Origin of the sequence: Micromonospora sp. NPDC049645 (assembly GCF_040675155.1) — a bacterium.
Taxonomy (GTDB): domain Bacteria; phylum Actinomycetota; class Actinomycetes; order Mycobacteriales; family Micromonosporaceae; genus Micromonospora.
This window is the reverse complement of sequence record NZ_JBFAOI010000001.1, coordinates 745,018-768,121: the sequence shown is the minus strand read 5'-3', so window position 1 is coordinate 768,121 and position 23,104 is coordinate 745,018. Positions and strand designations below refer to the sequence as shown.

Annotated in this window: 18 protein-coding genes; 11 read left to right on the top strand and 7 right to left on the bottom strand. The window is 72.4% G+C overall.

Translation table 11 applies throughout. The features are described from left to right. Positions 1–47 precede the first annotated feature (47 nt). The 3 genes from AB0J33_RS03630 to AB0J33_RS03620 all read left to right on the top strand — a co-directional run bounded on the left by AB0J33_RS03630 (position 48) and on the right by AB0J33_RS03620 (position 6,552). Positions 48–527, top strand: a complete 480-nt coding sequence (locus tag AB0J33_RS03630) for a helix-turn-helix domain-containing protein (protein ID WP_363609434.1) — start codon at positions 48–50, stop codon at positions 525–527. A 406-nt stretch (positions 528–933) separates the two neighbouring features. Then, complete coding sequence (locus AB0J33_RS03625) at positions 934–3,948, top strand: S8 family serine peptidase (RefSeq protein ID WP_363609432.1); 3,015 nt, start codon at positions 934–936, stop codon at positions 3,946–3,948. 93 nt (positions 3,949–4,041) lie between these two features. Beyond that, positions 4,042–6,552 carry an AAA family ATPase gene (locus AB0J33_RS03620; RefSeq protein WP_363609430.1) on the top strand — a complete coding sequence of 837 codons (2,511 nt, stop codon included), beginning with the start codon at positions 4,042–4,044 and terminating at the stop codon, positions 6,550–6,552. A gap of 111 nt (positions 6,553–6,663) precedes the next feature. Here the strand turns inward: AB0J33_RS03620 and AB0J33_RS03615 are convergent, their stop codons facing one another. From AB0J33_RS03615 to AB0J33_RS03590, 6 genes are all read right to left on the bottom strand, one after another. Then, positions 6,664–7,089 carry a hypothetical protein gene (locus AB0J33_RS03615; RefSeq protein WP_363609428.1) on the bottom strand — a complete coding sequence of 142 codons (426 nt, stop codon included), beginning with the start codon at positions 7,087–7,089 and terminating at the stop codon, positions 6,664–6,666. 239 nt (positions 7,090–7,328) lie between these two features. After that, positions 7,329–9,539, bottom strand: coding sequence for a glycoside hydrolase family 27 protein (locus AB0J33_RS03610; RefSeq protein ID WP_363609426.1), 2,211 nt, complete (start codon positions 9,537–9,539; stop codon positions 7,329–7,331). A 46-nt stretch (positions 9,540–9,585) separates the two neighbouring features. Continuing rightward, positions 9,586–11,673: an alpha-galactosidase gene (locus AB0J33_RS03605; RefSeq protein ID WP_363609424.1), complete on the bottom strand. Its 2,088-nt coding sequence runs from the start codon at positions 11,671–11,673 to the stop codon at positions 9,586–9,588. After that, entirely contained in the window at positions 11,670–12,491 is an 822-nt protein-coding gene (locus tag AB0J33_RS03600; protein ID WP_363609422.1) for a carbohydrate ABC transporter permease, read from the bottom strand. Before AB0J33_RS03600 ends, AB0J33_RS03605 begins: the two co-directional genes overlap by 4 nt. Continuing rightward, a complete protein-coding gene (locus AB0J33_RS03595; RefSeq protein ID WP_363609420.1) occupies positions 12,488–13,408 on the bottom strand; it encodes a sugar ABC transporter permease in 921 nt (306 codons plus the stop codon). The genes AB0J33_RS03600 and AB0J33_RS03595 overlap by 4 nt, the downstream gene beginning before the upstream one ends. A gap of 1 nt (position 13,409) precedes the next feature. Then, the gene (locus tag AB0J33_RS03590) at positions 13,410–14,705 is read right to left on the bottom strand and encodes an extracellular solute-binding protein (protein WP_363609418.1); all 1,296 of its coding nucleotides are present in this window, start codon (positions 14,703–14,705) and stop codon (positions 13,410–13,412) included. Between the two features lie 158 nt (positions 14,706–14,863). Here AB0J33_RS03590 and AB0J33_RS03585 point away from each other — a divergent pair, with 158 nt between their 5' ends. The 8 genes from AB0J33_RS03585 to AB0J33_RS03550 all read left to right on the top strand — a co-directional run bounded on the left by AB0J33_RS03585 (position 14,864) and on the right by AB0J33_RS03550 (position 22,125). Then, on the top strand, positions 14,864–15,610 hold the full coding sequence (locus tag AB0J33_RS03585) for an SDR family oxidoreductase (protein WP_363609416.1): 747 nt from the start codon (positions 14,864–14,866) through the stop codon (positions 15,608–15,610). A 35-nt stretch (positions 15,611–15,645) separates the two neighbouring features. Next, complete coding sequence (locus AB0J33_RS03580; protein ID WP_363609414.1) at positions 15,646–16,356, top strand: FCD domain-containing protein; 711 nt, start codon at positions 15,646–15,648, stop codon at positions 16,354–16,356. Beyond that, positions 16,353–17,498 carry a galactonate dehydratase gene (gene dgoD / locus AB0J33_RS03575; protein ID WP_363609412.1) on the top strand — a complete coding sequence of 382 codons (1,146 nt, stop codon included), beginning with the start codon at positions 16,353–16,355 and terminating at the stop codon, positions 17,496–17,498. The genes AB0J33_RS03580 and dgoD overlap by 4 nt, the downstream gene beginning before the upstream one ends. Next, positions 17,492–18,361, top strand: coding sequence for a hypothetical protein (locus tag AB0J33_RS03570; protein WP_363609410.1), 870 nt, complete (start codon positions 17,492–17,494; stop codon positions 18,359–18,361). Before dgoD ends, AB0J33_RS03570 begins: the two co-directional genes overlap by 7 nt. A gap of 8 nt (positions 18,362–18,369) precedes the next feature. After that, positions 18,370–18,993, top strand: a complete 624-nt coding sequence (locus tag AB0J33_RS03565; protein WP_363609408.1) for a bifunctional 4-hydroxy-2-oxoglutarate aldolase/2-dehydro-3-deoxy-phosphogluconate aldolase — start codon at positions 18,370–18,372, stop codon at positions 18,991–18,993. Then, complete coding sequence (locus AB0J33_RS03560) at positions 18,990–19,931, top strand: sugar kinase (RefSeq protein ID WP_363609406.1); 942 nt, start codon at positions 18,990–18,992, stop codon at positions 19,929–19,931. The genes AB0J33_RS03565 and AB0J33_RS03560 overlap by 4 nt, the downstream gene beginning before the upstream one ends. A 22-nt stretch (positions 19,932–19,953) precedes the next feature. After that, entirely contained in the window at positions 19,954–20,835 is an 882-nt protein-coding gene (locus AB0J33_RS03555; protein WP_363609404.1) for an SMP-30/gluconolactonase/LRE family protein, read from the top strand. A 186-nt stretch (positions 20,836–21,021) separates the two neighbouring features. Then, positions 21,022–22,125, top strand: coding sequence for an L-dopachrome tautomerase-related protein (locus tag AB0J33_RS03550; RefSeq protein WP_363609402.1), 1,104 nt, complete (start codon positions 21,022–21,024; stop codon positions 22,123–22,125). Positions 22,126–22,234: 109 nt separating this feature from the next. On the opposite strand, the gene AB0J33_RS03545 is transcribed toward AB0J33_RS03550, so the two are convergent. Continuing rightward, positions 22,235–22,990 carry a dienelactone hydrolase family protein gene (locus tag AB0J33_RS03545; RefSeq protein ID WP_363609400.1) on the bottom strand — a complete coding sequence of 252 codons (756 nt, stop codon included), beginning with the start codon at positions 22,988–22,990 and terminating at the stop codon, positions 22,235–22,237. Between the last annotated feature and the right edge of the window lie 114 nt (positions 22,991–23,104).

Genomic DNA, 23,104 nt, shown 5'->3' with positions numbered 1-23,104 from the left:
GTGAATCACCTGGCTAGCCACAACGCAAGCCAGGTAGGCTGGACGGCATGGAGGACCTACGAGACGACCGCGACTCCTGGTCGAGCGAGAACTGCTCGGTGGCCCGCGCGATGGACATCGTGGGCAGCAGGTCGACGGTCCTGGTCATGCGCGAGGCCCTGCTCGGCACGCGCCGCTTCGACGACTTCGTCCGCCGCGTCGGCGTCGGCGAGCCCGCCATGGCCGCCCGACTCAAGGAGATGGTCGCCGCCGGCCTGCTCGAACGGATCCCCTACCGGGAACCGGGGCAACGCACCCGCCACGAGTACCAGCTCACCCAGAAGGGTCACGAACTCCTGCCCGTGATCACCGCCCTACGCAACTGGGGCGACACCTGGGCCGCCACCGACACCGGCCCATCCGTCGTCGCCACCCACCACGACTGCGGCGAACCGGTCCGCGCGGTACTCCGCTGCGCCGCCGGCCACGACATAGCGGACGGCGAGATCGACATCATCGCCGGCCCCGGCCTCGTCAGGCTCGACTGACGCTTCGGGCCACTGCCGGACGGCGCATCGGCATCGGCATCGGCAGCATCTCCGGTGCCGAACGCAGGTGCGTCACCCGCTCCAAACGTTAGGACAGGCATCCGGGGGCTTGGGCGTCGGAGACCACAAAGGTCGACTCGCCCGATGGCACGGACAACCGACAAAACTGCACGGATACGGCGGGCCGGCACCTCGAAATGACGCGCAAAGTACCCGTTGTGTTACGAGCTTGTTTCCAAGATGACAGCCAGGTTACGGGTGCTTCTCGATGATCGATACCGATCCTAGGTTTCGGCCACCGTCATCAGTCGTGGCGGCCGGCACCGAACGTGGAGGCAACGACGTGCCACAACCGAACGTAGATCGGACCGGACGGGCCAGGCGCGGGGTCAGCATGCTGGCCGCCGTGGCGCTGACCGCGGCCGGGCTGACCAGCCTGCCCGGCAGCGCCACCGCCGCGCCGGCCGGCACCGGACCGACCGCCCGCTACCTGGTCCAGCTCGACGAGGAGCCACTGGCCACGTACACCGGCGGTGTTCCCGGGATCGCCGCGACCAAGCCGGCCGACGGGGCGAAGCTGAACCGCACGTCGGGGAACGCCAACGCGTACCGGGATCACCTGCGCCAGAAGCGCAGGTCGGTGCTGGACCGGGTGGGCGTGCCGGCCGACCGGACCCGCGTGACCATGGAGACCGCGTTCAACGGCTTCGCCGCCGACCTGACCGGGCCGCAGGCCGCCCGACTGCGCGCCACCAGCGGCGTGCGCGCGGTCTACGAGAGCCAGAAGGTGCACGCCGCCACCTCGCACACCCCGGACTACCTGGGCCTGACCGGCAAGGGCGGGGTGTGGAAGAAGGAGTTCGGTGGTGACTCCCACGCGGGCGAGGGCGTGATCATCGGGGTCATCGACAGTGGCTACTGGCCGGAGAGCGCGAGCTTCGCGCCGCTGCCCAGTCCCCGTCCCGACCAGGCCATCATCGACGCGAAGTGGAAGGGCACCTGCGACGTTGGCGTCGAAGCGCCGGTGACCTGCAACAACAAGGTGATCGGGGCGCGCTGGTACAACGACAGCGGCATCGCCGACGCGTTCCCGGACGACTACTCCTCCCCGCGTGACCGCAACGGCCACGGCACCCACACGGCCAGCACCGCGGCCGGCATCCACGGCGTGCGGGCGACGTCGGGCACCCAGGACCTGGGCATGATCTCCGGGATGGCGCCGGCCGCGCGGTTGGCGATCTACAAGGCGCTGTACGACAACGGTGCGGGCGGCGCGACCGGTACCGACATCGACATCGTGCACGCCATCGACGACGCGGTCGCGGACGGCGTCGACGTCATCAACTACTCGATCGGTGACGACACCGAGCGGTTCGGGGCGGTCGACGCGACGTTCTTCAACGCGGCCGCCGCCGGGGTGTTCGTCGCCGCCGCCGCCGGCAACTCGGGCCCGTTCGCCAACACCGTCGACAACTCGACGCCGTGGCTGACCACGGTGGCCGCGAGCACCACCGACCGGCAGAACACCCGGAAGCTCACCCTCGGCAACGGCACCACCATCGCCGGTGTGGGCATGGGTGAGACCGGTGTCGGGCCAGCCCCACTGGTCTTCGCGAAGGACAGCGCGATCGACCCGGACGGCGCGTACGGTGCCGGTCTCTGCGCCGACGACACGTTGGATCCGGCCAAGGTCAGAGGCGCGATCGTGCTCTGCCTGCGCGGCGAGATCCCGCGTACCGACAAGAGCATCGAGGTGGCACGGGCCGGCGGGATCGGCATGGTGCTGTACAACGAGGAGTTGAACTCCCTCAACGCCGACGTGCAGACCGTGCCGACCGTACACATCAACGAGGTCGACCTGGCCACGGTCACCGCGTACGTCGCCAAGGGCAACGCCACCGCGACCATCTCGCCGAGCAAGCTGGAGACGGTCGAGGCTCCCTCGGTCGCCGCGTTCTCCTCGGCGGGCCCGTCGAACCTGAACGCGGGTGAGCTGCTCAAGCCGGACATCAGCGCGCCCGGCCAGGACATCGTCGCGGCGTTCTCCCCGTCCATCGGCGGCAACGACTTCGCCCTGGAGTCGGGCACCTCGATGGCCGCGCCGCACATCGCCGGAATCGCCGCCCTACTGCTGGCCAAGCACCCCGGATGGTCGCCGGCCGCGGTCCGCTCGGCGCTGATGACCAGCGCGGTGGACAAGACCGACAAGGGCAACCCCATCAAGATCGGCACGTACGACGCGACTCCGCTGAACTACGGTGCCGGCCAGGTCGAGCCGGGCAGCGCCTTCGACCCGGGCCTGGTCTACGACTCCAACCAGCAGGACTGGATCCAGTACCTGTGCGGGGTGTCCGCCGACCGTGGCAGCGACTACGGGCTCGGCGACCTGGACGGGTGCGACACGATCGGGGCGATCGACACGGCGCAGCTCAACTACCCGTCGATCTCGCTGGGCCGGATGGTGGGCAAGCAGACCGTCACCCGTACGGTCACCAACGTCAGCGACAAGACCAGCACCTACTCCTCGTCGGTGCAGGCCCCGCCGGGCTACAAGGTCAAGGTCACCCCGGCGAAGATGCAGATCCGTCCGGGCAAGAGCGCCCGCTTCACCGTGGAGGTCACCAACACCGGCGGCGCGTTCGACACCTGGGCCGACGGCTCGCTGACCTGGCGCGACCAGTTCAAGCACGAGGTACGCAGCCCGCTGGTCGTGCACAACTCCGGCTTGGTCGCCCCCGACGCCATCACCGGCAAGGGCACCTTCGGCAGCGTCCGGATCGCCGCCGAGGTCGGCTACCAGGGTCAGCTGGTCTCCCAGCTCTCCGGCCTGACGTCGGGCACCAGCAACGTCGTCACCCTGACGGGCGACGGGCCGAGCTGGGACTGGAGTACGTCGAACAACCTGCCGGTGCCGCTGCCCGCGTCGATCAGCAGGACCACCCTGCACGTGCCCGCCGGCACCCGCAGCCCACTCGTCCAGGTGACGTCGGCGCGGCCCACCTGCTCCCACATCGACTGGGACGACGAGGAGGGGATCATGGAGTGCACCGAGTTCAGCCTCAACGTCTATGACGAGAACGGAAAGTTCGTCACTGCCACGGTCAGCGGCCGGGACGGCGCCAAGGTGACCCTGCCGGACGGCGCCGGGGACTACATCGTGGTCGTCGAACAGGAGTTCACCGAGAACATCAAGGACGGCGCGAACGCGTACTCCGTCACCAGCTACCTGCCGGGCGCGCCGGGCACGTCCACCGGCCGGTTCACCATCGACCCGAAGCAACGCAGCGTGCAGCCGGGCACGACGGCGAACCTGACCCTGCGCTGGTTCGGCCTCGCCCCGGGTCAGCGATACCTCGGGGTGTTGGAGTTCCGAAACGGGGACGGCTCGCTGAAGACCGTGCCGGTCACCGTCCAGTCCTGAACGAACGGACCGGCGGGCCGGCGTGTGACCCAGGTCACCGTCGGTCCGCCGGCCGGCCGTCGCGACGAGCCGAGGTGATCTGCTCGCCCCACGGTGATCGACGGCGGCGCGGACACGAACCGGGGCGGCGGGAGCCCATCTCCCGTCCGCCCCGAACGTCTGCGCGGGCCCGTCGAGTTCGTCGGACGAGCAGCGGAGCTGGCGCGGCTACGCCGACTCGTCGCAGCCCCGCCGTGCCTGATCCTGCTGGAGGGCGAACCCGGGATCGGCAAGAGCCGACTGGTCGCCGAGTTGCTCGCCGACCTTCCCGGGCGGCACCTGGTCGGCGAGTGCGACGACGTACCGGAGCCCTTCCCGCTCGGCGTGCTGCTCGACGCGATCCGGGGTAGCGCCGACCGACTCGGTCCGCTCAGTCCGGTGGCCGGCGCCCTCGCGCCGCTGCTGCCCGAACTGGCCCACGCGCTGCCGGACGCGCCACCCCCGTTGACCGACCCGGCGGCCGAGCGACATCGTCTGCTGCGCGCCGTCGCCGCGGTGCTGTCCGCGCTGAGCCCCGCCACGTTGCTGCTTGAGGACCTGCACTGGGCGGATCCGGCGACCTGCGAACTCCTCGGATACCTCAGCACCCACCCGGTCAAGGGCCTGGCCGTGGTGCTGACCGCCCGAACTCCGACGCCGGGGGGCAGTACCCCGATCCACGACGTCCTGGCGCGTACTCCCCCGTGGAGCGTCACCCGCGTCCCCCTGGGTCCACTGGACGCCGACGACGTACGCCGGCTGGCCGCCCGCACCCTGCGGCTCGACGACCCTCCGCAGCACCTGACCGACACCCTGCTCGACCGCACCGCCGGCATCCCGTTCGTGGTGGAGGAGGTGCTGCGGACGCTGGCCGAGCGGGGCGGCGACCCGATGGCGGACGACAGCGTCCCGTTCGTCCTCCGGGACGTGCTGCTCTGGCGGCTGCGCCCACTCGACGAGGACACCCGGGAGGTGCTCGGCGCGGCGGCCGTCCTGGGGATGGCACCGGATCAGCGCATCCTCGCCTCGGTGCTCAGCCTGGACCGGGTGGCGATCGGCGCGGCGTTGACCGCCGCGCATCGGGCGGGCCTGCTGCACGACGCCGGGGACGGTCTGCGGTTCCGCCACGACCTGGCCCGCCAGGTGGTGTACGACTTGGTGCCCCGGGAGAGCCGGGAGTGGTTGCACCTACGGGTGGCACGGGTGCTGGAACAGGAACTGCCGAAGCCGGTCGCCCAGCTGGCGCACCACTACCGTCGGGCCGGCAGCGGAGCCGACTTCGTCCGCAACGCCGAGGCCGCCGCCGACCTGGCCACCGAGCGCGGCGACGACGCGACCGCGGCCAGTTTCCTGCTCCAGACGATGGACATCGCCGAGCTTCCCCGACCGGTACGGGTTCGGCTCGCCGCCAAGCTGGGCCGGTCGGCGATCGACGGGCTCAGCCAGGCCGAGGCGATCCCGGTGCTGGAACGGCTGCTCGCCGACCGACGGCTGCCACCGGGCGCCCGGGGTGAGCTGGGTCTGGTGCTCGGGCGGATGCTGCGCCAGCAGGGCGAGGCGCTGCGCGGGTACACCGAGATCGAACGTGCCGTGCCGTACCTGCGCGCGCCCCGCCGCAAGGCCCCGGCGCTCGCGGTGCTGGCGGCCCCCGACACCGTCGTCGGCCGGCACGTCGACGACCACCTGGCCCGCTGCGCGGAGGCGGAGAGCGCCGCGACCGCCAGCGGGGATCCGGCCGCGCACCTCGCGGTCCGCATCGCCCGCGCCTCGCTGCTGCTGGAGCTGGGCGACCCGGCGGCCTGGGCGATCATCACCGAGCTGCGCGGGTCCGCCGAGTTGGCCGAACGGCCCCGCGAGCATGCCCGAGCCTGCCTGAACTGGGCGCAGGGCGCGTTGCACGCCGGGCACCCGGCGCAGGCGGAAGCGCTGCTGGCGGCCGGCCGGGCGCTGGTCGAGGAGACCGGGTACGAGCGGCTGACGGACCTGGTGGAGGCGACCGAACTGTCCCTGGACCGGGCCGCCGGCCGGTTGGACGGGCTCGCCGAGCGGCTCCGCCGGCTGGTCGCCAGCGCCGAGCGGATGCCGGTCACCCTGTTGGACGCGCGGGCCGAACTGGCGACCGTGCTGGCGCTCACCGCCGCCGTCGAACGCGCTGGCAGCACCGGGGAACACGGCAGCCCCGTCAGCCGCACCGAGGGATGCGCCGGGCTTGGTGACAGCAACAGTGGTCACGACGAGGTGGAGTCGGCCGAGCGGGCGCTGCGCGAGGTGGTCGCCGATGCCCGCCGGGTGGGTGCGATCTGGCCGTTGGTGCAGGCACTTTCGGCGCTGGCCCGACTGACGGTGGCCGGGCGACCGGACGAGGCGGTCCGGCACGCGGCGGAGGCGCTGTCAGTGGTACGCGGAAAGGGCATCCTGGCGTGGGCCGCCGACGCGGTGCTGGTGCTGGCCGAGGTCGCAGCCGCGCAGGGTGAACCGGCGCGGGCCGCGGCGGCCGTCGCCGAACTGGAAACCGGGATCGCCGGCCGTGACACCCCCCTCGCCCGGGCGGCCCTGCGCCGATGCCGGGATCTCGTCCCGGCCTGAACGGGCCGGACGGATGGTGCGGGTGGCGGGCCGTCCGGTCCGTCTCCAGAGGTCTGCGGCATTACCGGCCCGGTCGCCGCGCCGGTGCCGCGTAACAGCGACCGCCCGGTGTCAGCGGACGATCCGCACCACCTGTTCGGCCTGGGCGAATTCGCAGTTCGCCCCCGGACAGGCGGAGATCGACGCCAGCAGCAGCGCCTCGCCGGTGCGGAACGGAACCCCGGCGACATCGGCCGGGAAGAACGCCGACAGCGGCTGTGCCTGACCGGTACAGGTCCAGGCAGGGTACTGCGGTTCGGACGCGTAGGCGATGCGGTTCCCGACTGCCTGGGTGATCCTGGCACGCACCTCGCCGGAGGCGCCCTCGTCACAGGTCACCACGTAGTCCAGGCGCACACCGGCGCCCTTGGCGACCAGGGTCACCGAGCTGATCTGGAGGGTGGGGGTGGCGGCGGCCGCCGGAGCGGCGCCGACGAGCACGAGCATCGGCAGCACGAGGGCCAGGATCAACGCGGTCAAGCGGCGGTTGCGTGGCATCGGGCGGGCTCCGTCTCCGGTGGCCCGACCCGGCCGGAGTGGACGGAGGACGACCAACTCACATCATCGACCTCCGTCGCTGGCTCAGTCAACGGCCCGGACCTGCTGACCTCGACCTTCCGGTCGCGGTCCCACCAGACCTCCCGGCGGCGGGACCAGGGATCCCGAGGTGGCGGGGGCGGGGGAAACCGAGGTGGCGGGCCGCCGCCGCAACCTGGCCGGCGGCCCGCCACCGTGGATCAGAGAATGACCTGGTGTACCCGGTCGTCCACGCCGCGTACCGCCAACCAGGCACTGCCGTTGGCACCGGCGGCGGCCCCGGGCGCGCCCAGGAACGCGTCGGTGGCGAACTCACCGCGTCGGAACCAGCCGCCCCAGGCGCCGTCGGCCAGGTTGCGCTGCCAGAGCCGGTTGTCGGCGGCCAACGCGAACAGGTAGACCCGGCCGGAGGTGGCGAGCAGTGTGGGGCTGCCGCTGGTGGTGCCGCCCAGGTTGGTCCAGGACGACCAGGTGGTGCCGGTCCGGCTGCTCCACCACACCTCGTCGGTGCGGCTGCGAACCGCCACGTGCAGCACCCCGGCGTCGTCGACGACCGCGCTCGGCCGACCGTAGAACGGCCGGTTCTCGGGAGCCCCGACGCCGGTCCAGCCGGCGCTCGCCGTACGCGACCAGAGCTTGCCGTCGGCGCCTCGGGCGACGAGCGTCCACTGGGTGGGGCTGGTCCAGGCCACCGTGGGCGCGTCGGTCAGCGTGCCGCCGAGGCTGCGCCACGATCCCCATGTACCGGCGACGTAACTGCGCTGCCAGGCCGCGTTGTCGGTGCCCCGGACGAAGACGTCGAGCCGCCCGTCGGCCGAGCCGTACGCGGCGGGCTGGCCGAGGATCCGGCCGCCCACCGGGCCGCCCAGCGAGGTCCACCGGCTTCCCCATGTCGTACCGGAGCGGGTGTTGACCGCCAGCGCGCCCTGCGCGTCGCGGACGAAGGCGGTGGCGTGCGTGTCGTCCACCCGGACCAGCGCCGGGCTGGCGCTGGCGGTGCCGCCGAGGTCGGCGCCGGCGACCTGGTCGGTGCCGGTCAGGCCGAGCATGGCCACCCCGTGCGCCGGCACCTCGACGGTGTACGAGCCGGTGAACGGCTGCGTGCCCGCAGTGCCCGGCTGGGCGTCCACGGTGGAGCGGGACCACAGGTCGCGGACCTGGACCGACCCGCCGAGCGCGACGTCGGCGAAGTTCACCGTGATCCGCTGGGCGGTGTCGTGCCGGTTGAGCAGCGCGACGGCCCGTTTGCCGGAGCCGGCGAGCACCTTGCTCCAGACCTGCGCGTCGGTGCCGGTGTCGGCGACCTTGACGCCCTGGCGGACCAGCGGGTCCTGGTCCACGGCGACGATCTCCGGGTTGGTCAACGCGGAGATCATCTCCTGCGGCAGCCCGCGCGGGTCGGAGCCGATCACCAACGGCGCGGCCATGATGGCCCACATGCCGAGCTGCGTCTTGGACTCCTCCAGGCTCAACTCGTACCCGCCGCCGGGCAGCGGACGCATCGGCAGCAGGTAGTCCGGGTCGTTGTAGTGCCCCGGGCCGGTGGCCGCCGGGTGGTACGCGTTGACGTCCATGTTGCGCAGCACCCACGGGTACGCCCACTGCGGACTCGGGTCGGTGAGCCCCACGTCGGTGTAGGTCCGCCAGGAGTCGGCGATGGTCGGCGCGTACGTGTAGCTCCAGGTGGAGAGCTGCTCCGGGGTGTACGGGCCGCCGCCCCAGTCGGAGCTGACCGGGTTGCAGACGTTGAGCAGCATCGGGCGGGGCGACTGGCGTACCGCCTCGGCCAACTCCCGGAAGGTGGTCTCCGGGTCGAGGCCGGCGGCCCGGCCGCAGAGCCAGTCGGCCTTGAGCGCGTCGAAGCCCCAGCCGGCGAACTGGGCGATGTCGGCCTGGTAGTGGCCGTTGCTGCCGAGCCCACACTGCCCCGGCAGGTACGGGCCGGCGTCGGTGTAGATGCCGGCCTTCATCCCCTTGCTGTGGATGTACGCGGCCAGCGCGGCCATCCCACCGGGGAAGCGGGCCGGGTCGGCGACGAGCTGGCCCGCCTCGTTCCGTGGCGTGGGCGCGGCCCAGTTGCCGTCGATCCAGACGTAGGTGTAGCCGGCGTCGCGCAGGCCACTGCTGACCATGTGGTCGGTGACCGAGCGCACCTCGGCCTCGGTGGGATCGCCACCGAGCCCGAAGTAGGTGTTCCAGCCCTGGTAGGGCGTCGGGGCGAGTCCGCTGTTGAAGAAGGCCGGCGCGCCCTGGTCCTCCGCGCCGGCGGCCGGGGCGTGACCGGGGCGGCCGGGTCCGTGGCCGGCCTGCGGCGGGTCGGCGTGAGGTGGGCCGGCCGTCGCCGGCATCGGACTGGCCAGGCCCAGGCCGAGCACGGCCAGGGCGGCGGTCAGCGGTCGGTTCAGGCGCATGGAGGTACTCCTGTCCCTCGGGGGTGGGGGTGGTGGTGCTCCGGCCTCAGTCGCGGGTCAGCACGATGAGGTCGGCGTCGTGGGTCGCGCTCCACCGCACGGGCAGGCCGACGGCGGCGAGGTGGCTGCCGGAGTAGTGCCGGTCACCGTGGGAGTAGCGGGCCGACGGGTCGAGGCCGCGCAGCGGCAACCGGACCGGGCGGGACGGGAGCAGCCCGGCGCCGTCGAGCCGGCCGGTGTGCCAGGCCAGGACGACCACCCTGCTCTCGTCCGGCGCGGTGTACTGCACCGCACAGCGGGCCTGGTCAGGGCCACCGATCAGGTGCACCTCGCCGTGCGTGACGACCTCCCGGATCTCCTTGTAGCGAGCGATCCAGTCAGCCGCCTCGGCCCGCTCGGCGGGGGTCCACGCCCGGATGTCCGCGCCGATGCCGAGCACACCGGCCATCGCCAGGACGAACCGGAACGCCAGCGTTCGCGGCCGGGGGTCGAACAGGCCGGGCGCGTCGGTGACCCAGGAGCTGAGCAGGTGCGGGGCGTTGGCGTGCAGGAAGCCGTACTGGATGGCCAGCCGGTCCAGCGGGCCGGTGTTGTCGCTGGGCCAGAAGACGTCGGCCCGTGCGGCCATCGCCAGGTCGGTCCGCGCGCCGCCGCCGGCACACGCCTCGATCAGCAGACCGGGATGGTCCCGGCGCAACCGATCGTAGATCCGGTGCAGGTTGGCGACGTGGGCGCCGTCCAGGTCGAGCGGGCTCACCCCGCCGGGTCGACCCGGCTCGGTACGCGGTCGGTTGAAGTCCCACTTCAGGTAGTCGATGTCGTACCGGCGCAGCAGACCGTCGACTGTGGAGTGGACGAACTCGGCGACCTCCGGCCGGCCCAGGTCGAGCAGGTACTGGTTGCGCACCGGGGTGAGCGGCCGTCCGTCGACGGAGTAGACCCAGTCCGGGTGCACGGCGTACAGGGAAGACTTCGGGTTGACGCACTCCGGCTCGACCCAGAGCCCGAAGTTCAGCCCGAGCGCCCGGACGTCGCCGATGAACGCGTCGAAACCGTCCGGGAACTTCGCCGGGTCGGGCGTCCAGTCGCCCAGCCCGGCGGTGTCGTCGTTGCGGCCGACGAACCAGCCGTCGTCCACGACGAACGTCTCCACGCCCAGCTCGGCGGCGATCCGGGCGAGCGCGAGTTGGCTCTGCGCCTCGACGGCGAAGTAGGTCGCCTCCCAGGAGTTGTAGAGCACCGGTCGTGGCGTGAGCCGGTCGGCGGCCAGCGACCGCTGGTGGGTGTGCCAGACCCGGGCCAGCCCGTCCAGACCGTCCGCGCTGTACGCCCCGGCGACCGCGGGCAGGGTCAGCCGTTGGCCCGCCGCCAGCTCCAGCGGGCCGTCGACCAGCTGCCGGCCGACCCGGACCCGGGTCAGGCCACCGGTGTCCCGCTCGGCGTTGATCTCCCACGAGCCGGTCCAGGCCAGCGCCATTCCCCACGCCGGACCGGTCGGCTCGGCGGTGTCGCGCACCGCCAGCCAGGGCACGTGCAGATGCCCGGGTACGCCCTGGGAGCTGCCGATGGTGAACGCGCCGTGACCCAGCTCGACGTGGGAGAGCTGGAACTCCTGCGACCACTGCCCCCACTGGTGGCTGACCAGCGCGCCGTGCGGTGTCGGTACGCAGAACCCGCCCGACCCGGCCCGGACCACCCGCAGCGGGCTGGTGCCGTCGTTGGTCAGCTCGACCCAGCGCTGCACCACGTCGGTGCCGACGGGCACCCGGTAGTGCACCGTGGCGTGCAGCCCGGTGACCGGGTCGGCGAAGTCGACGGCCAGCTCCCGCTGGTCGGCGTCGATCCGCGCGCCGGTGTGCGCGAAGCCCACCCGCCGCTGCCCGTTCGAGGTCTCGACCACCAGGTCGGCGCCGGTGAACGGGCGGTCGGCGTCGGTGGCGTACTCGATGGGGGCGGCGTCCCCGGCGGTGAGGAACGGGACCGGGCCGTCGTAGCCGACCGGCGAGGGGCCGTCGGAGACCCCGTGCGGCCCCCACGCGACCAGTTCCAGCCAGCGGCCGTGCTCCGGCACCCGCACGGTGTACTCGGTGTGCGTGCCCCGCAGCGTCCAGCGCCGCCCGGCCTCGGCGGTCACTTGACCGCTCCGAGCGCCAGGCCGGAGACGAAGTGCCGTTGGAAGCGGAGGAAGACCGCGACGGTGGGGACGGCCGCGATGACCGTGCCGGCGGCGATGACGTTCCAGGACGAGACGAACTGCCCCTGGAGGGCGAGCAGCGCCGGGGTGACCGGCATGTTGTCGTCGGTACGCAGCACGGTGATCGCCCAGAGCAGGTCGTTGAAGATCCAGGTGAAGGAGAGCGCCCCGAGCGCGGCCAGCGCGGGCCGGGTCAGCGGCAGCATCACCCGGGTGAAGATCTGTGCCGTGCCGGCGCCGTCGATGGTGGCCGCCTCCTGGATCTCACCCGGCAGGTCCCGCATGAAGCCGTGCAGGACGAAGGTGTAGAAGCCGAGCCCGAAGCCGACCTGCACCGCGATCAACGCCCAGAGCGTGTCGTACAGGCCGGTCAGCTCGCTGAACTTGGCCACCGGGATGAGCAGGATCTGCGGTGGCAGCAGGTTGCCGGCGAGCATCAGCAGCAGGATGGTCCGCCGCCCGGGAATCCGGAAGCGACTCAGGGCGAACGCCGCCATCGCGGCCAGCCCCAGGCTCAACGCCACCGACGGGACGGTGACCAGCATGCTGTTGACCAGCGCGCGCAGCTCGCCGCCGTCGGTCCACGCCTGCCGGTAGGTGTCCAGGGTGAACGACCGGGGCAGGCTGCCCACGCCGTGCGCGGCGATGTCGTCGAACGACCGGGTGGACATCACCACCACCCAGAGCACCGGGCCCAGCCAGAGCAACGACAGCAGGATCATGCCGGTGTGGAAGGCCCCGGTACGGAGCTTGTTCATGACGCTTCCTCCCGGAACGCGCGGACCAGGTAGCCGAGGATGACGGCCAGCGCGAGCACGAAGATCACGACTGCGATCGCCGAGGCGTAACCCAGCCGCAGGCTCTGGAACGCGGTCGAGTACATGTAGGTGCTGAGCAGCTCCGACGAGTGGTACGGGCCGCCCTTGGTCAGCGACCAGACGATGTCGAACGAGCGCAGCGAGTCGATCACGATGACCGACAGCACCACGGCGTTGACCCCCTTGAGTTGGGGGATGGTGACGTGCCGCAGCCGCTGCCAGGAGTTGGCGCCGTCCATCCGGGCCGCCTCGTGCAGCGCCGGGTCGATCGCCTTCAGCCCGGCCAGGAACAGCACCATCACGTACCCGATCTGCCGCCACAGCGCGGGCAGGATCACCGCGTACAGGGCGGTCTGCGGGTCGGCGAGCCAGGGCCGGATCAGCTGCTCCAGGCCGACCGCCCGCAGCAGCGTGTCGGCGATGCCGTCGGGCTGGTAGAAGACCCGCCAGACCAGCGCGGTCACCACCAGCGAGAACACCACCGGGGTGAACAGCGCGGCCCGGTAGAAGCCGACCCCGCGCCGCTCCTTCTGCAGGACGAGCGCCATCCCGAAGCCGCCCAGCACGGAGAGGCCGCCGAAGAGCACCAGCCAGATGACCGTGTTGAGCAGCGCACCCCGGAAGGTGGCGTCGCCGGCCAGCTCGACGTAGTTGTCGGTGCCGACGAAGGCCGGCGGTGTCATCCCGTCCCAGCGGGTGAGGGAGAACCAGAAACCCTGGATCGCCGGCCAGAACACCCAGACGCTCTCGACCACGAACGGTACGAGGACGAACGCCACCAGCAGCGGCGACAGCCGAGCCGACCGTCGCCGCCGCCGGGTGGGGGTGACCGGAGTCGTGGAGATCGTTGCTGTCACGTCAGCCCTTGAAGACCTTCTCGGCGCCGGCCTGCCACTCCCGCAGGATCGCGTCGATCTGGTCCGGCCTGTCGATGAACTTCGTCAGCGCGGTGTCGGCAGTCGGCTGGAGCGCGTCGCTGGAGTCGCGGTTGAAGAACTGGGTCAGCTCCTTGGCCTCGTTCAGCATCGCCTTGCCCTTGGCCACCAGCGGCGAGTCGGACGCCCTGGCCCTGGGGTTGGCCGGCAGCACGATGCCGGAGCTGGCCTTGACGTACGCCTCCTGGGCCTCGACCCCGGCCAGGTAGCTGAGCAGGGCCTTGGCGCCGGTCGGGTTGGCGGTCTTCGCGCTGGCGAAGAAGCCGTCGGTCGGCGCCTCCTCGGCCAGCGGCACCGCCGGGTCGATGATCGGGAACCGGAAGAAGTCCAGGTCACCGAGCGCGTCCTTGGGCGCCGCGTCGGCGAAGAAGGTGCCGATCAGGAACATGCCCGTCTTGCCGGCCAGCAGCGCGGTGGTCGCCTCCTGGAACGGGTACGCCTTGCCCTTGGGGTCGAAGTACGGCAGCACCTCGCGCCAGCGGGTGAGGACCGCCTTGACCTTCGGGTCGTCAAAGCGCTGCTTGCCGGCGAGCAGCTCGCGGTGGAACGGCGCGCCGTTGATCCGGATGTTGAGATAGTCGAACCAGGCCGAGGCCACCCACGGGGTGTCGCCGAGGCCGATGCCGATCGGCGGGACGCCCTTGCTCTTCAGCGTCTCGCAGAGCGCCAGGAAGTCGGCCCAGGTCTTCGGCTCCTGCACGCCCCACTTGGCGAAGTTGGACTTGCGGTAGAAGAAGCCCCACCAGTAGTTGTTCATCGGCACGAAGATCTGCTTGCCGCTGGCGTCGGTGGAGAGGGTACGCAGCGACTGGGGGTAGTCACCCAGCGACTTCCAGACGTCGGAGACGTCCAGCAGCAGGTTCTTGCTGGCGTAGTCGTTGGCGACCGAGCCCGCGTACCAGGTGTAGAGGTCCGGTGGGTTCGCCGAGGTCAGGTAGGTCGGCAGCTGGGTCCGGAAGGTCTCCGAGGCGATCGTGTTGAGGCTCGCCGTGCCCTTGCCCTGGGTGTTGAAGTTCGCGATCAGCTTCTCCATCGCCGCCTTGGCCTGCGGCGAGGAGAGGTTGGACTGGATCGTGACCGCGCCCGAGCCGCCGCTCGTCGCCGGTCCGCTGGCGGAGCTGGCGCACGCGCTGAGGAACGAGCTGGCGCCGAGCGCGCCCAGGCCGGCGAGCCCGAGGTGGCCAAGGAATCGCCGGCGACCGGGGTCGAAGTCGCTCACGAGGTATCCCTTCCTCTACGACACTCAGCGTCACCGCGCGATGTGTCGTCCATGTGAATGCTGTGCCGAGAAGGTTGCATCGGCCGTCGCCGACTGTCAAGATATCTTCGTAATTAATGGTTAGTTGGGATCAAGTCGAGGGTCGGGTGGATCAGCCTATGCGCCGGCTGGAAGGCAAGAACGCGCTGGTCACCGGCGCGATGGGCGGGATCGGCGCGGCCACCGCCCGGCGGCTCGCCGCCGAGGGAGCCGCCGTCGCGCTCTTCGACGTGGCCGACCCGACCCCGCTGACCGAGGAGCTGACCGCTCACGGCGACCGGGCACTGTCCGTAATGGGCGATGTCAGCGACGAGGGCGACTGGGCGGCTGCCGTCGCCGCCACCCGGAACCACCTCGGCCCGGTCGACATCCTGGTCAGCACCGCGTACGCCGTGCGGGTCGCCCCGGCGCACGAGACCAGCCGGCAGTCCTGGGACCAGCAGCTCGGCGTCAGCCTCACCGGCTCCTTCCTCGGCGTCCGCGCCTGCCTGGACGACCTGCGGGCACGCTCGGGCGCGGTGGTGCTGATCTCCTCGGTGCACGCGCTGGTCGGGCTGCCCGGCCGACCCGCGTACGCCGCCGCCAAGGGTGGGCTGGTCGCGCTCGGCCGCCAACTCGCCGTGGAGTACGGCCCACAGGTGCGGGTCAACACCGTGCTGCCCGGCCCGATCCTCACCGCCGCCTGGGCCGACGTGTCCGAAGAGGACCGCCGGCAGAGCGTCGCGGAGACCGTGGCGAAGCGCTTCGGCACCCCCGACGAGGTGGCCGCGACGATCGCGTTCCTCGCCTCACCGGACGCCGCCTACGTCACCGGCGCGAGTCTCGTGGTGGACGGTGGTTGGACAGCGGTGAAAGCCTCGGCCTGAGAGATCGACACCGACCAGCGAAAAGGCCAGGAGCATTGGCACAGTACGCACGCCGCGGCATCCACGGGCAGACCGTCGAAGCGATCGCCCGTCGCATCCTCACCGGTGAGATCGCCGTCGGCGCGACCCTGAACATGGTCGCGTTGCAGGAGGAGTTCGACGTCAGCCTCACGGCGCTCCGCGAGGCGCTGAAGGTTCTCTCCGCCAAGGGCATCGTCGACGCCCGGCAGAAGCGCGGCACCTTCGTCCGGCCCCGGGCGGACTGGAACCTGCTCGACGGTGACGTGATCCGCTGGCAGTTCGCCGAGGGCACCGACCAGCGGTTGCTCGACCAGCTGCACGAGGTGCGCGCCATCATCGAGCCGGCCGCCGCACGGCTGGCCGCCACCCGGGCCACCGAGGACGACCTGACCGCCCTGGACCGGGCACTGGCCGAGATGGCCCAGGCCGACGGAGACCCCGCCGCCGCCACCGCAGCCGACCTCGCCTTCCACCGCGCGCTGCTCGCCGCCACCCACAACGAGTTGCTGGAGCGGATGGAGGTGGTGATGGAGACCGGGCTCGCCGAACGGGACCGCCTGGTGCACGGCGGCACGGCGCACGACGACCCGGTGCCCAGCCACCGCGCGGTGGTCGACGCGCTGCGCGATCGGGACGAGACGGCGGCCGAGACCGCGATGCGTGAGTTGCTGGACAAGGCCGTCCGCGACGTCGAGAAGGCACGGGGACGAAGGGGCAGTCAGTGAAGATCGAGCGGATCGAGACCTTCCTGGTCGCGCCACGGTGGTTGTTCTGCCGGGTGGAGACCGACGACGGGCTGGTCGGGTGGGGTGAACCGGTGGTCGAGGGGCGCGCCGAGGTGGTGCGCAGCGCGGTCGAGGTGCTCTCCGAATACCTGATCGGCGCGGACCCGCTGCGGATCGAGCAGCACTGGCAGGTGCTCACCAAGGGCGGCTTCTACCGGGGCGGACCGATCCTCTCCAGCGCGGTCGCCGGCCTCGACCAGGCCCTCTGGGACATCGCCGGGCAGGCGTACGGCGCGCCGGTGCACGCGCTGCTCGGCGGGGCCGTACGCGACCGGGTGCGGATCTACTCGTGGATCGGCGGGGACGAACCCGGCGAGGTGGCCGACGCCGCCGCCGCGCAGGTCGCCGCCGGCCTCACCGGGGTCAAGATGAACGCCTGCGGGCGACTGTCGCCAATCCCCACCTCGGCCGAGGTGGACGCGGTCATCGGCCGGGTGGCCGCCGCACGCGAGGCACTCGGCCCCGACCGGGACATCGCGGTGGACTTCCACGGTCGCGCCGGGATGGCCGCCGTCCGCCGGATCCTGCCCGAGCTGGCCGCCCTGCGCCCGTTCTTCGTGGAGGAGCCGGTCCTACCCGACCAGGCCCACCACCTGAGCGACATCGTGGCCAGCACGCCGATCCCGGTGGCCACCGGCGAGCGGCTCTACGGACGATCCGAGTTCCTCGGCCCGTTGCAGGCCGGGGTCGCCGTGGTCCAGCCGGACCTGTCGCACGCCGGGGGGATCTCCGAGGTCCGCCGGATCGCCGCGCTGGCCGAGACGTACGGCGCCCTGCTCGCCCCGCACTGCCCACTCGGCCCGATCTCCCTGGCGGCCAGCCTTCAGGTGGCCTTCGCGACGCCGAACTTCCTGATCCAGGAGCAGAGCATCGGCATCCACTACAACGTCGGCTCGGAGCTGCTGGACTACCTGGTCGACCCGGAGCCGTTCCGGTTCGTGGACGGCCACATCGCCCGCTTCGACCGGCCTGGCCTGGGCATCACCGTGGACGAGACGGCCGTCCGCAAGGCCGCGCAGACCCCGCACGCCTGGCGCAACCCGGTCTGGCAGCACGCCGACGGGTCGTTCGCCGAATGGTGACCGGCACGAGGCCGGTGGCGCTGCGGGTGGCGTACGACGCGGCGCACGGCGGCCGGTGGACGAGCCTGCACGGCGGCGGCCGGGAATGGCTCTGGCGTGGCCCGGAACCGGGCCGGCACGACGTACGCCCCGACGACCCGTTCGTCGACGCCGGCGGGCTGGAGGAGTGCCTGCCCACCGTGCGCGGCGAGCCCGACCACGGCGAGGTGTGGTCGCGCCCGTGGCGAACCGTCGGCCCCGGCAGCGCTGGCACTGGCACCACCGGCCCGGACACCGCCGTCATCGAGCGGCCGACGTTCACACTGAGCCGCCGGATCGCCCACGAGGGTGGCGTGGTGGTGGCCGACTACCGGCTGGCCGCCGACCCCGGGCACCGGTTCGTGTGGGCCGCGCACGCCCTGCTGGACCTCTCCCCCGCCGCCCGCCTCGACGCGCCCGCCGGCACCCCGACCCGGCTGCACCCGGAGGCCGCCGCGCTCCTGTCACCGGGCGCCTGGCCCACCGGCGACCCGTGGTTGACCGGGCCGTGGCCGGCCCCGGCCGGGTTGACCCTCGACACGTTCGGCCCCGACGACGGGACTGCGCTCGGCGCGGTGCTGCTCGACTGCCCCCGGGTCCAGGTGCTCGACGGAGTCGACCTGCTGACCCTGGAGCTGGAGTGTGACGGCCAGCCCCGCAGCACCGCGCTCTGGCGCAACCTGGGCGGCTGGCCGGCGCACCGCCCCTACCGCAGCGTCGGCGTGGAACCGATGCTCGGCTGCGCCTTCGACCTGGCCGACGCCGGCCCCGACGACGCGGCGGTCATCCCGCCCGCGGGTGAGGTCGACTGGCGACTCACCATCTCCGCCCACCGCATCCACTGAGGACACCCGTGACGAACCTGCTCGACGAGCTGCGTACCCATCGACTGCTGGCCATCGTGCGCGGCCCGGACCCGGCCGCCGCGCTGACCGCCGTGCTCACCCTGGCCGAGAGCGGCGTCGCCCTGGTCGAGGTCTCGTTGACCGGCGCCGACGCGCTCGACGTCATTCGACGCGCCCGGACCGCCCTCGGGCCCGACTTCGCCTTGGGCGCGGGCACCGTGCTCAGCGCGGAGGACGCCCGCGCGGCGGCCGACGCGGGCGCGGGTTTCCTGGTCACCCCGGCGATCGCACCGAGCCTCGCCGAGGGCGGCCGACTCGGGCTGCCGGTGCTCGCCGGTGCCCTCACCCCCACCGAGGTGGTGCGGGCCACCGACGGCGGGGCCACCGCGGTCAAGCTCTTCCCGGCCTCCCTCGGCGGGCCCGACTACCTCGGCGCCCTGCGCGACCCCTTCCCCGGCATCGCGTTCGTGCCGGTCGGTGGGGTCGACGCGGCCGGCGCGCGCCGCTACCTCGACCGGGGCGCCACGGCGGTCGGCGTCGGATCCCCGCTGCTCGGCGACGCCGTCCACGGCGGTGACCCGGCGGCGCTGCGCGAGCGCGCCAGCGCCTTCCTCACAGCGGTGCGACAGTGACCGACCTGCTCACGCTCGGCGAGACGATGGCGGCGTTCCGCACCACCGGCCCACTGCGGCTGGGCGGCACCGCCGGGATCTCCGTCGCCGGGTCCGAGTCGAACGTGGCGATCGGTCTGGCCCGGCTCGGCCACCGGGCCAGCTGGGTCGGCGTCACCGGCGCGGACGAGCCCGGCGAGCTGGTCCGCCGCACGTTGCGCGCCGAGGGTGTCGACCTGACCTGGTCCCGGGTCGACGCGACCGCCCCCACCGGGTTGATTCTCTTCGAGAACCGGGTCGCCGACATCAACCGGGTCACCTACCACCGCGCCGGGTCGGCCGGCTCCCGGCTGCGCCCGGCCGACGTGACCCGTGCCTTCGACGCGCCCGGACCACCACCCCGGCTGCTGCACGTCACCGGCATCACCTGCGCGCTCGGCGCGGACCCGTACCAGGCGGTGGTGGAGGCCGTGCGCCGCGCCCGCGCGGCCGGCAGCACGGTCTGCCTGGACGTCAACCACCGCAACCGGCTCTGGTCGGTCGCCGAGGCCGCCGCCGCGCTGCGACCGCTGCTGCCCTCGATCGACCTGGTGGTCGCCTCCGACGACGAGTTGGCCGTGCTGACCGACGCGACCGACCCCGCCACGGCGCTACTCTCGGCCGGCGTCACCGAGGTCGTCGTCAAGCACGGCGGCGACGGGGCGACCAGCCACAGCACCACCGGGACGATCCACCGTCCGGCCCGGAGGGTGCCGGTGGTGGACACCGTGGGCGCGGGTGACGCCTTCGTCGCCGGGCTGCTCTCCGGCTGGCTCGACGGGGCCGACGCGGCGGGCCGACTGGACCGGGCCGTCACCACCGGCGCGTTCGCGGTCGCCACCCGCGGCGACTGGGAGGGTCTGCCCGACCGGGCCGAGCTGGCGCTGCTCGACCACGACCCCGGCGGTACGGTCCGCTGACGATCCCCTTTGAAGGAGCACCATGGAGCTGACCGAGCCGACTGTCTGGAGCACCGACCGGTTGGAGTTGGGCGAGGGCCTGCGCTGGGTCGACGACCGGCTGGTCCTCGTCGACCTGCTGGCCGGGCGGCTGCTGCAGACCGACGGCGACGCCCCGACCCCGCTGCGGGAGCTGCGCCGCCTCGACGTACCGCTCGGCGCGGTGGCGCCGGTGGCCGACCGACCCGGCGACTGGCTGGCCGCCGCCGGGACCGGGGTCACCCTGCTGCCCGCCGCCACCGATCCCCGACCGGTCGCCGACCTGGTGGGCGACGCGCCCGAGCCGACCCGGATGAACGACGCGGTCGCGGACCCGCACGGCCGTTTCTGGGCCGGCAGCATGACGTACGCGATGGTGCCCGGCGGGGGCACGCTCTTCCGCCTCACCCCGGGCGCCGAGCCGGTCCCCGCGGTGACCGGGCTGACCATCCCGAACGGGCCGGCGTTCGACGCCACCGGCACGACCATGTACCTGGCCGACACGCCACGCGGCGAGATCGACCGGTTCACCGTCGACCCTGCCACCGGGGCCCTGCACGGCCGGGAGCCGTTCGTGCGGCTGTCCCCCGCCGACGGCGGCCCGGACGGCATGACCCTCGACGCGGCCGGGCACCTCTGGATCGCGCTGTGGGGCGGCGCGGCGGTACGCCGCTACCGACCCGACGGCACCCTCGACCGGGAGATCCGACTGCCGGCCAAGCAACCGGCCGGCATCTGCCTGGGCGGCCCCGACCTGCGCCGACTCTTCATCGGGACCGCACGGGTGGGGCTGGACCGGGCGGGCCCGCAGGACGGCGCGCTGCTCGCGGTGGACGTCCCGGTCCCCGGCCTGCCCGCCGCGCGGGCCGCCGCGCCGGTGGGCTGACGGTCAGCTTCTCGCCCACCGCGCCGTGGCCGCCGTCGTGGGTCCGGAGCTTGCCCTGCCGGCTCGGCACGCCACCAGCCTCGGCCACGGCGAGGCATACCGGACGTCCGGCCGGGAATAGCCGTGTTCGGAGCACGGCAACGAGGCGACAGGGGGCGCGAGGATGAGCACCGTGGGACGGGCGTCATGAACGGGCCGGTCGGCGACGAGCCGATGGGCGAGCTGGAGTTGGTGCACACCTTCACCGGCCCGATGCCGACCGGTGTGAGCGTTTCGCACCGGGGCCGGATCTTCGTCAACTTCCCGAAGTGGGGCGACGAGGTACCGGCCACCGTCGTCGAGCTGCGCGACGGCCAGGAGATGCCCTACCCGGACCAGGCGTGGAACAGCCCGTCCGGCGACGACGACGCGGGCGCGTTCGTCTCGGTGCAGAGCATCGTGGTGGACCCGGCCGACCGGCTCTGGGTGCTCGACACCGGCAGCCCGATGTTGCAACCGACCAAGCCGGGCGGCCCGAAGCTGGTTCGGATCGACCTGGACACCGACACCGTCGCCCAGGTGATCACGTTCCCGGCGGACGTGGCGCTGCCGACGACGTACCTCAACGACGTCCGCTTCGACCTGCGGCGGGGCGAGGCGGGGGTCGCCTACATCACCGACTCCGCGTTCGCCGGGCCGAACGGGATCATCGTGGTGGACCTGGCCAGCGGGGCCTCCTGGCGGCGGCTGCACGACCACCCGTCCACCAAGGCCGAGCCGCTGACGTCGTTCCGCCCGGTGGTCGAGGGCCGGCCGTTCCTGGAACGACCGGCCAACGGCGCACCGAAGCCGGTGGGCATGGGCTCCGACGGCATCGCCATCTCCGCCGACGGCACCCGGCTCTACTACTGCCCGTTGGCGTCCCGACGCCTGCACAGCGTCTCCACCGAGGCGCTGGCCGACCCGGGCGTCACCCAGGAGGCGGTCGCCGCGACGGTTGTCGACGAGGGCGACAAGAGCAGCGGTTCGGACGGGTTGGAGAGCGACGACGCGGGGCGGCTCTACCTCACCGCGTACGAGCACAATGCGGTGCTGCGGCGGCTGCCGGACGGCGACTACGAGACCCTGGTCCACGACCCGCGACTGCTCTGGCCGGACACCATGTCGGTGGCCACCGACGGGTACCTCTACGTCACCGCCAACCAACTGCACCGGCAGCCGCAGTACCAGCGCGGCAAGGACCTGCGGCGCAAGCCGTACGCCCTGTTCCGCACCCGCATCGACGCCGGCCCGGTGCTGCTGCGCCCTTGACCGGGCCAGGGCCCGACTCCCTCCGCGATCTTGCACTTTCTGTCCCGACAGAAGGGGCATTCACCCCTGAATCAACAACCGAAACTGCAAGATCGGCGCAATTTTGGACTCAGCCCGTGGGCAGGGTGCGGTTTAGGAGGTCGAACAGGGCGATCCAGTGGCGCTCGGTGGCCTGCTCGTCGTACGCGGGGGTGTCGGCCATGGTGTAGCCGTGGTGGGCGCCCGCGTACACCTCGGAGCGGTAGCGCACCCCGGCGGCGTCGAGGGCCTTCTCCAGCATGGCGATCTGTTCGGGCGTCATCGACTGGTCGGCGTCGGCGTGCCCGAAGTACACCTCGCCGGTGATCGAGCCGACGCCCAGGTGCGGGCTGTCCGGCGCGTCGGTGACGATCCGCCCGCCGTGGAAGCTGGCGACGGCCGCGATGCGGTCCGGGTGCGCCTCGATGGCCCGCAGCGCGTTCGTGCCGCCCATGCAGTAGCCGGTGACAGCGACCGGGCCGGGCCGGACGTCGTCCCGGGCGGCCAGAAAGTCGAGGTACGCGGCGCTGTCCCGGCTGATCACGTCGGGGGTCAACGCGCCGATCAGCGGCACGATCTTCTCGAAGATCGCGCCGCGCTGGTCGGCGTCGCCGAGTCGGGACAGGTCGAACAGCGGCGCCCGGCCGGCCCGGTAGAACAGGTGGGGCGTCAACACCAGGTAACCGCGCTCGGCGATCCGCTCCGCCATCTCCACCAGGCGCGGGCGCGGGCCGAAGGCGTCCATGAAGAGCAACACCGCCGGGAACGGGCCGTCGCCGTCCGGTCGGGTCAGACTCGCGTCCGCCACTCCGTCACTGGTCGGGATGTCCACCGTCGTCGTCAGCACCGCGCCTCCTCGTACGCCGATCTTGGTCCGTTCGAACGTTACTCGCCGTATCGGTCCTCCCGGCCGGCAGCCGCGTGAACGCGGTGTCGAGAAACTGCGGTGACCCGTGCGCCT

Bases quoted from the DNA above. Each gene is read 5' to 3' on its own strand.
- AB0J33_RS03615 (WP_363609428.1), bottom strand. From the start codon at position 7,089: ATGCCACGCAACCGCCGCTTGACCGCGTTGATCCTGGCCCTCGTGCTG.
- AB0J33_RS03550 (WP_363609402.1), top strand. From the start codon at position 21,022: ATGAACGGGCCGGTCGGCGACGAGCCGATGGGCGAGCTGGAGTTGGTG.
- AB0J33_RS03610 (WP_363609426.1), bottom strand. From the start codon at position 9,539: ATGCGCCTGAACCGACCGCTGACCGCCGCCCTGGCCGTGCTCGGCCTG.
- AB0J33_RS03570 (WP_363609410.1), top strand. From the start codon at position 17,492: ATGGTGACCGGCACGAGGCCGGTGGCGCTGCGGGTGGCGTACGACGCG.
- AB0J33_RS03585 (WP_363609416.1), top strand. From the start codon at position 14,864: ATGCGCCGGCTGGAAGGCAAGAACGCGCTGGTCACCGGCGCGATGGGC.
- AB0J33_RS03555 (WP_363609404.1), top strand. From the start codon at position 19,954: ATGGAGCTGACCGAGCCGACTGTCTGGAGCACCGACCGGTTGGAGTTG.
- AB0J33_RS03600 (WP_363609422.1), bottom strand. From the start codon at position 12,491: ATGAACAAGCTCCGTACCGGGGCCTTCCACACCGGCATGATCCTGCTG.
- AB0J33_RS03630 (WP_363609434.1), top strand. From the start codon at position 48: ATGGAGGACCTACGAGACGACCGCGACTCCTGGTCGAGCGAGAACTGC.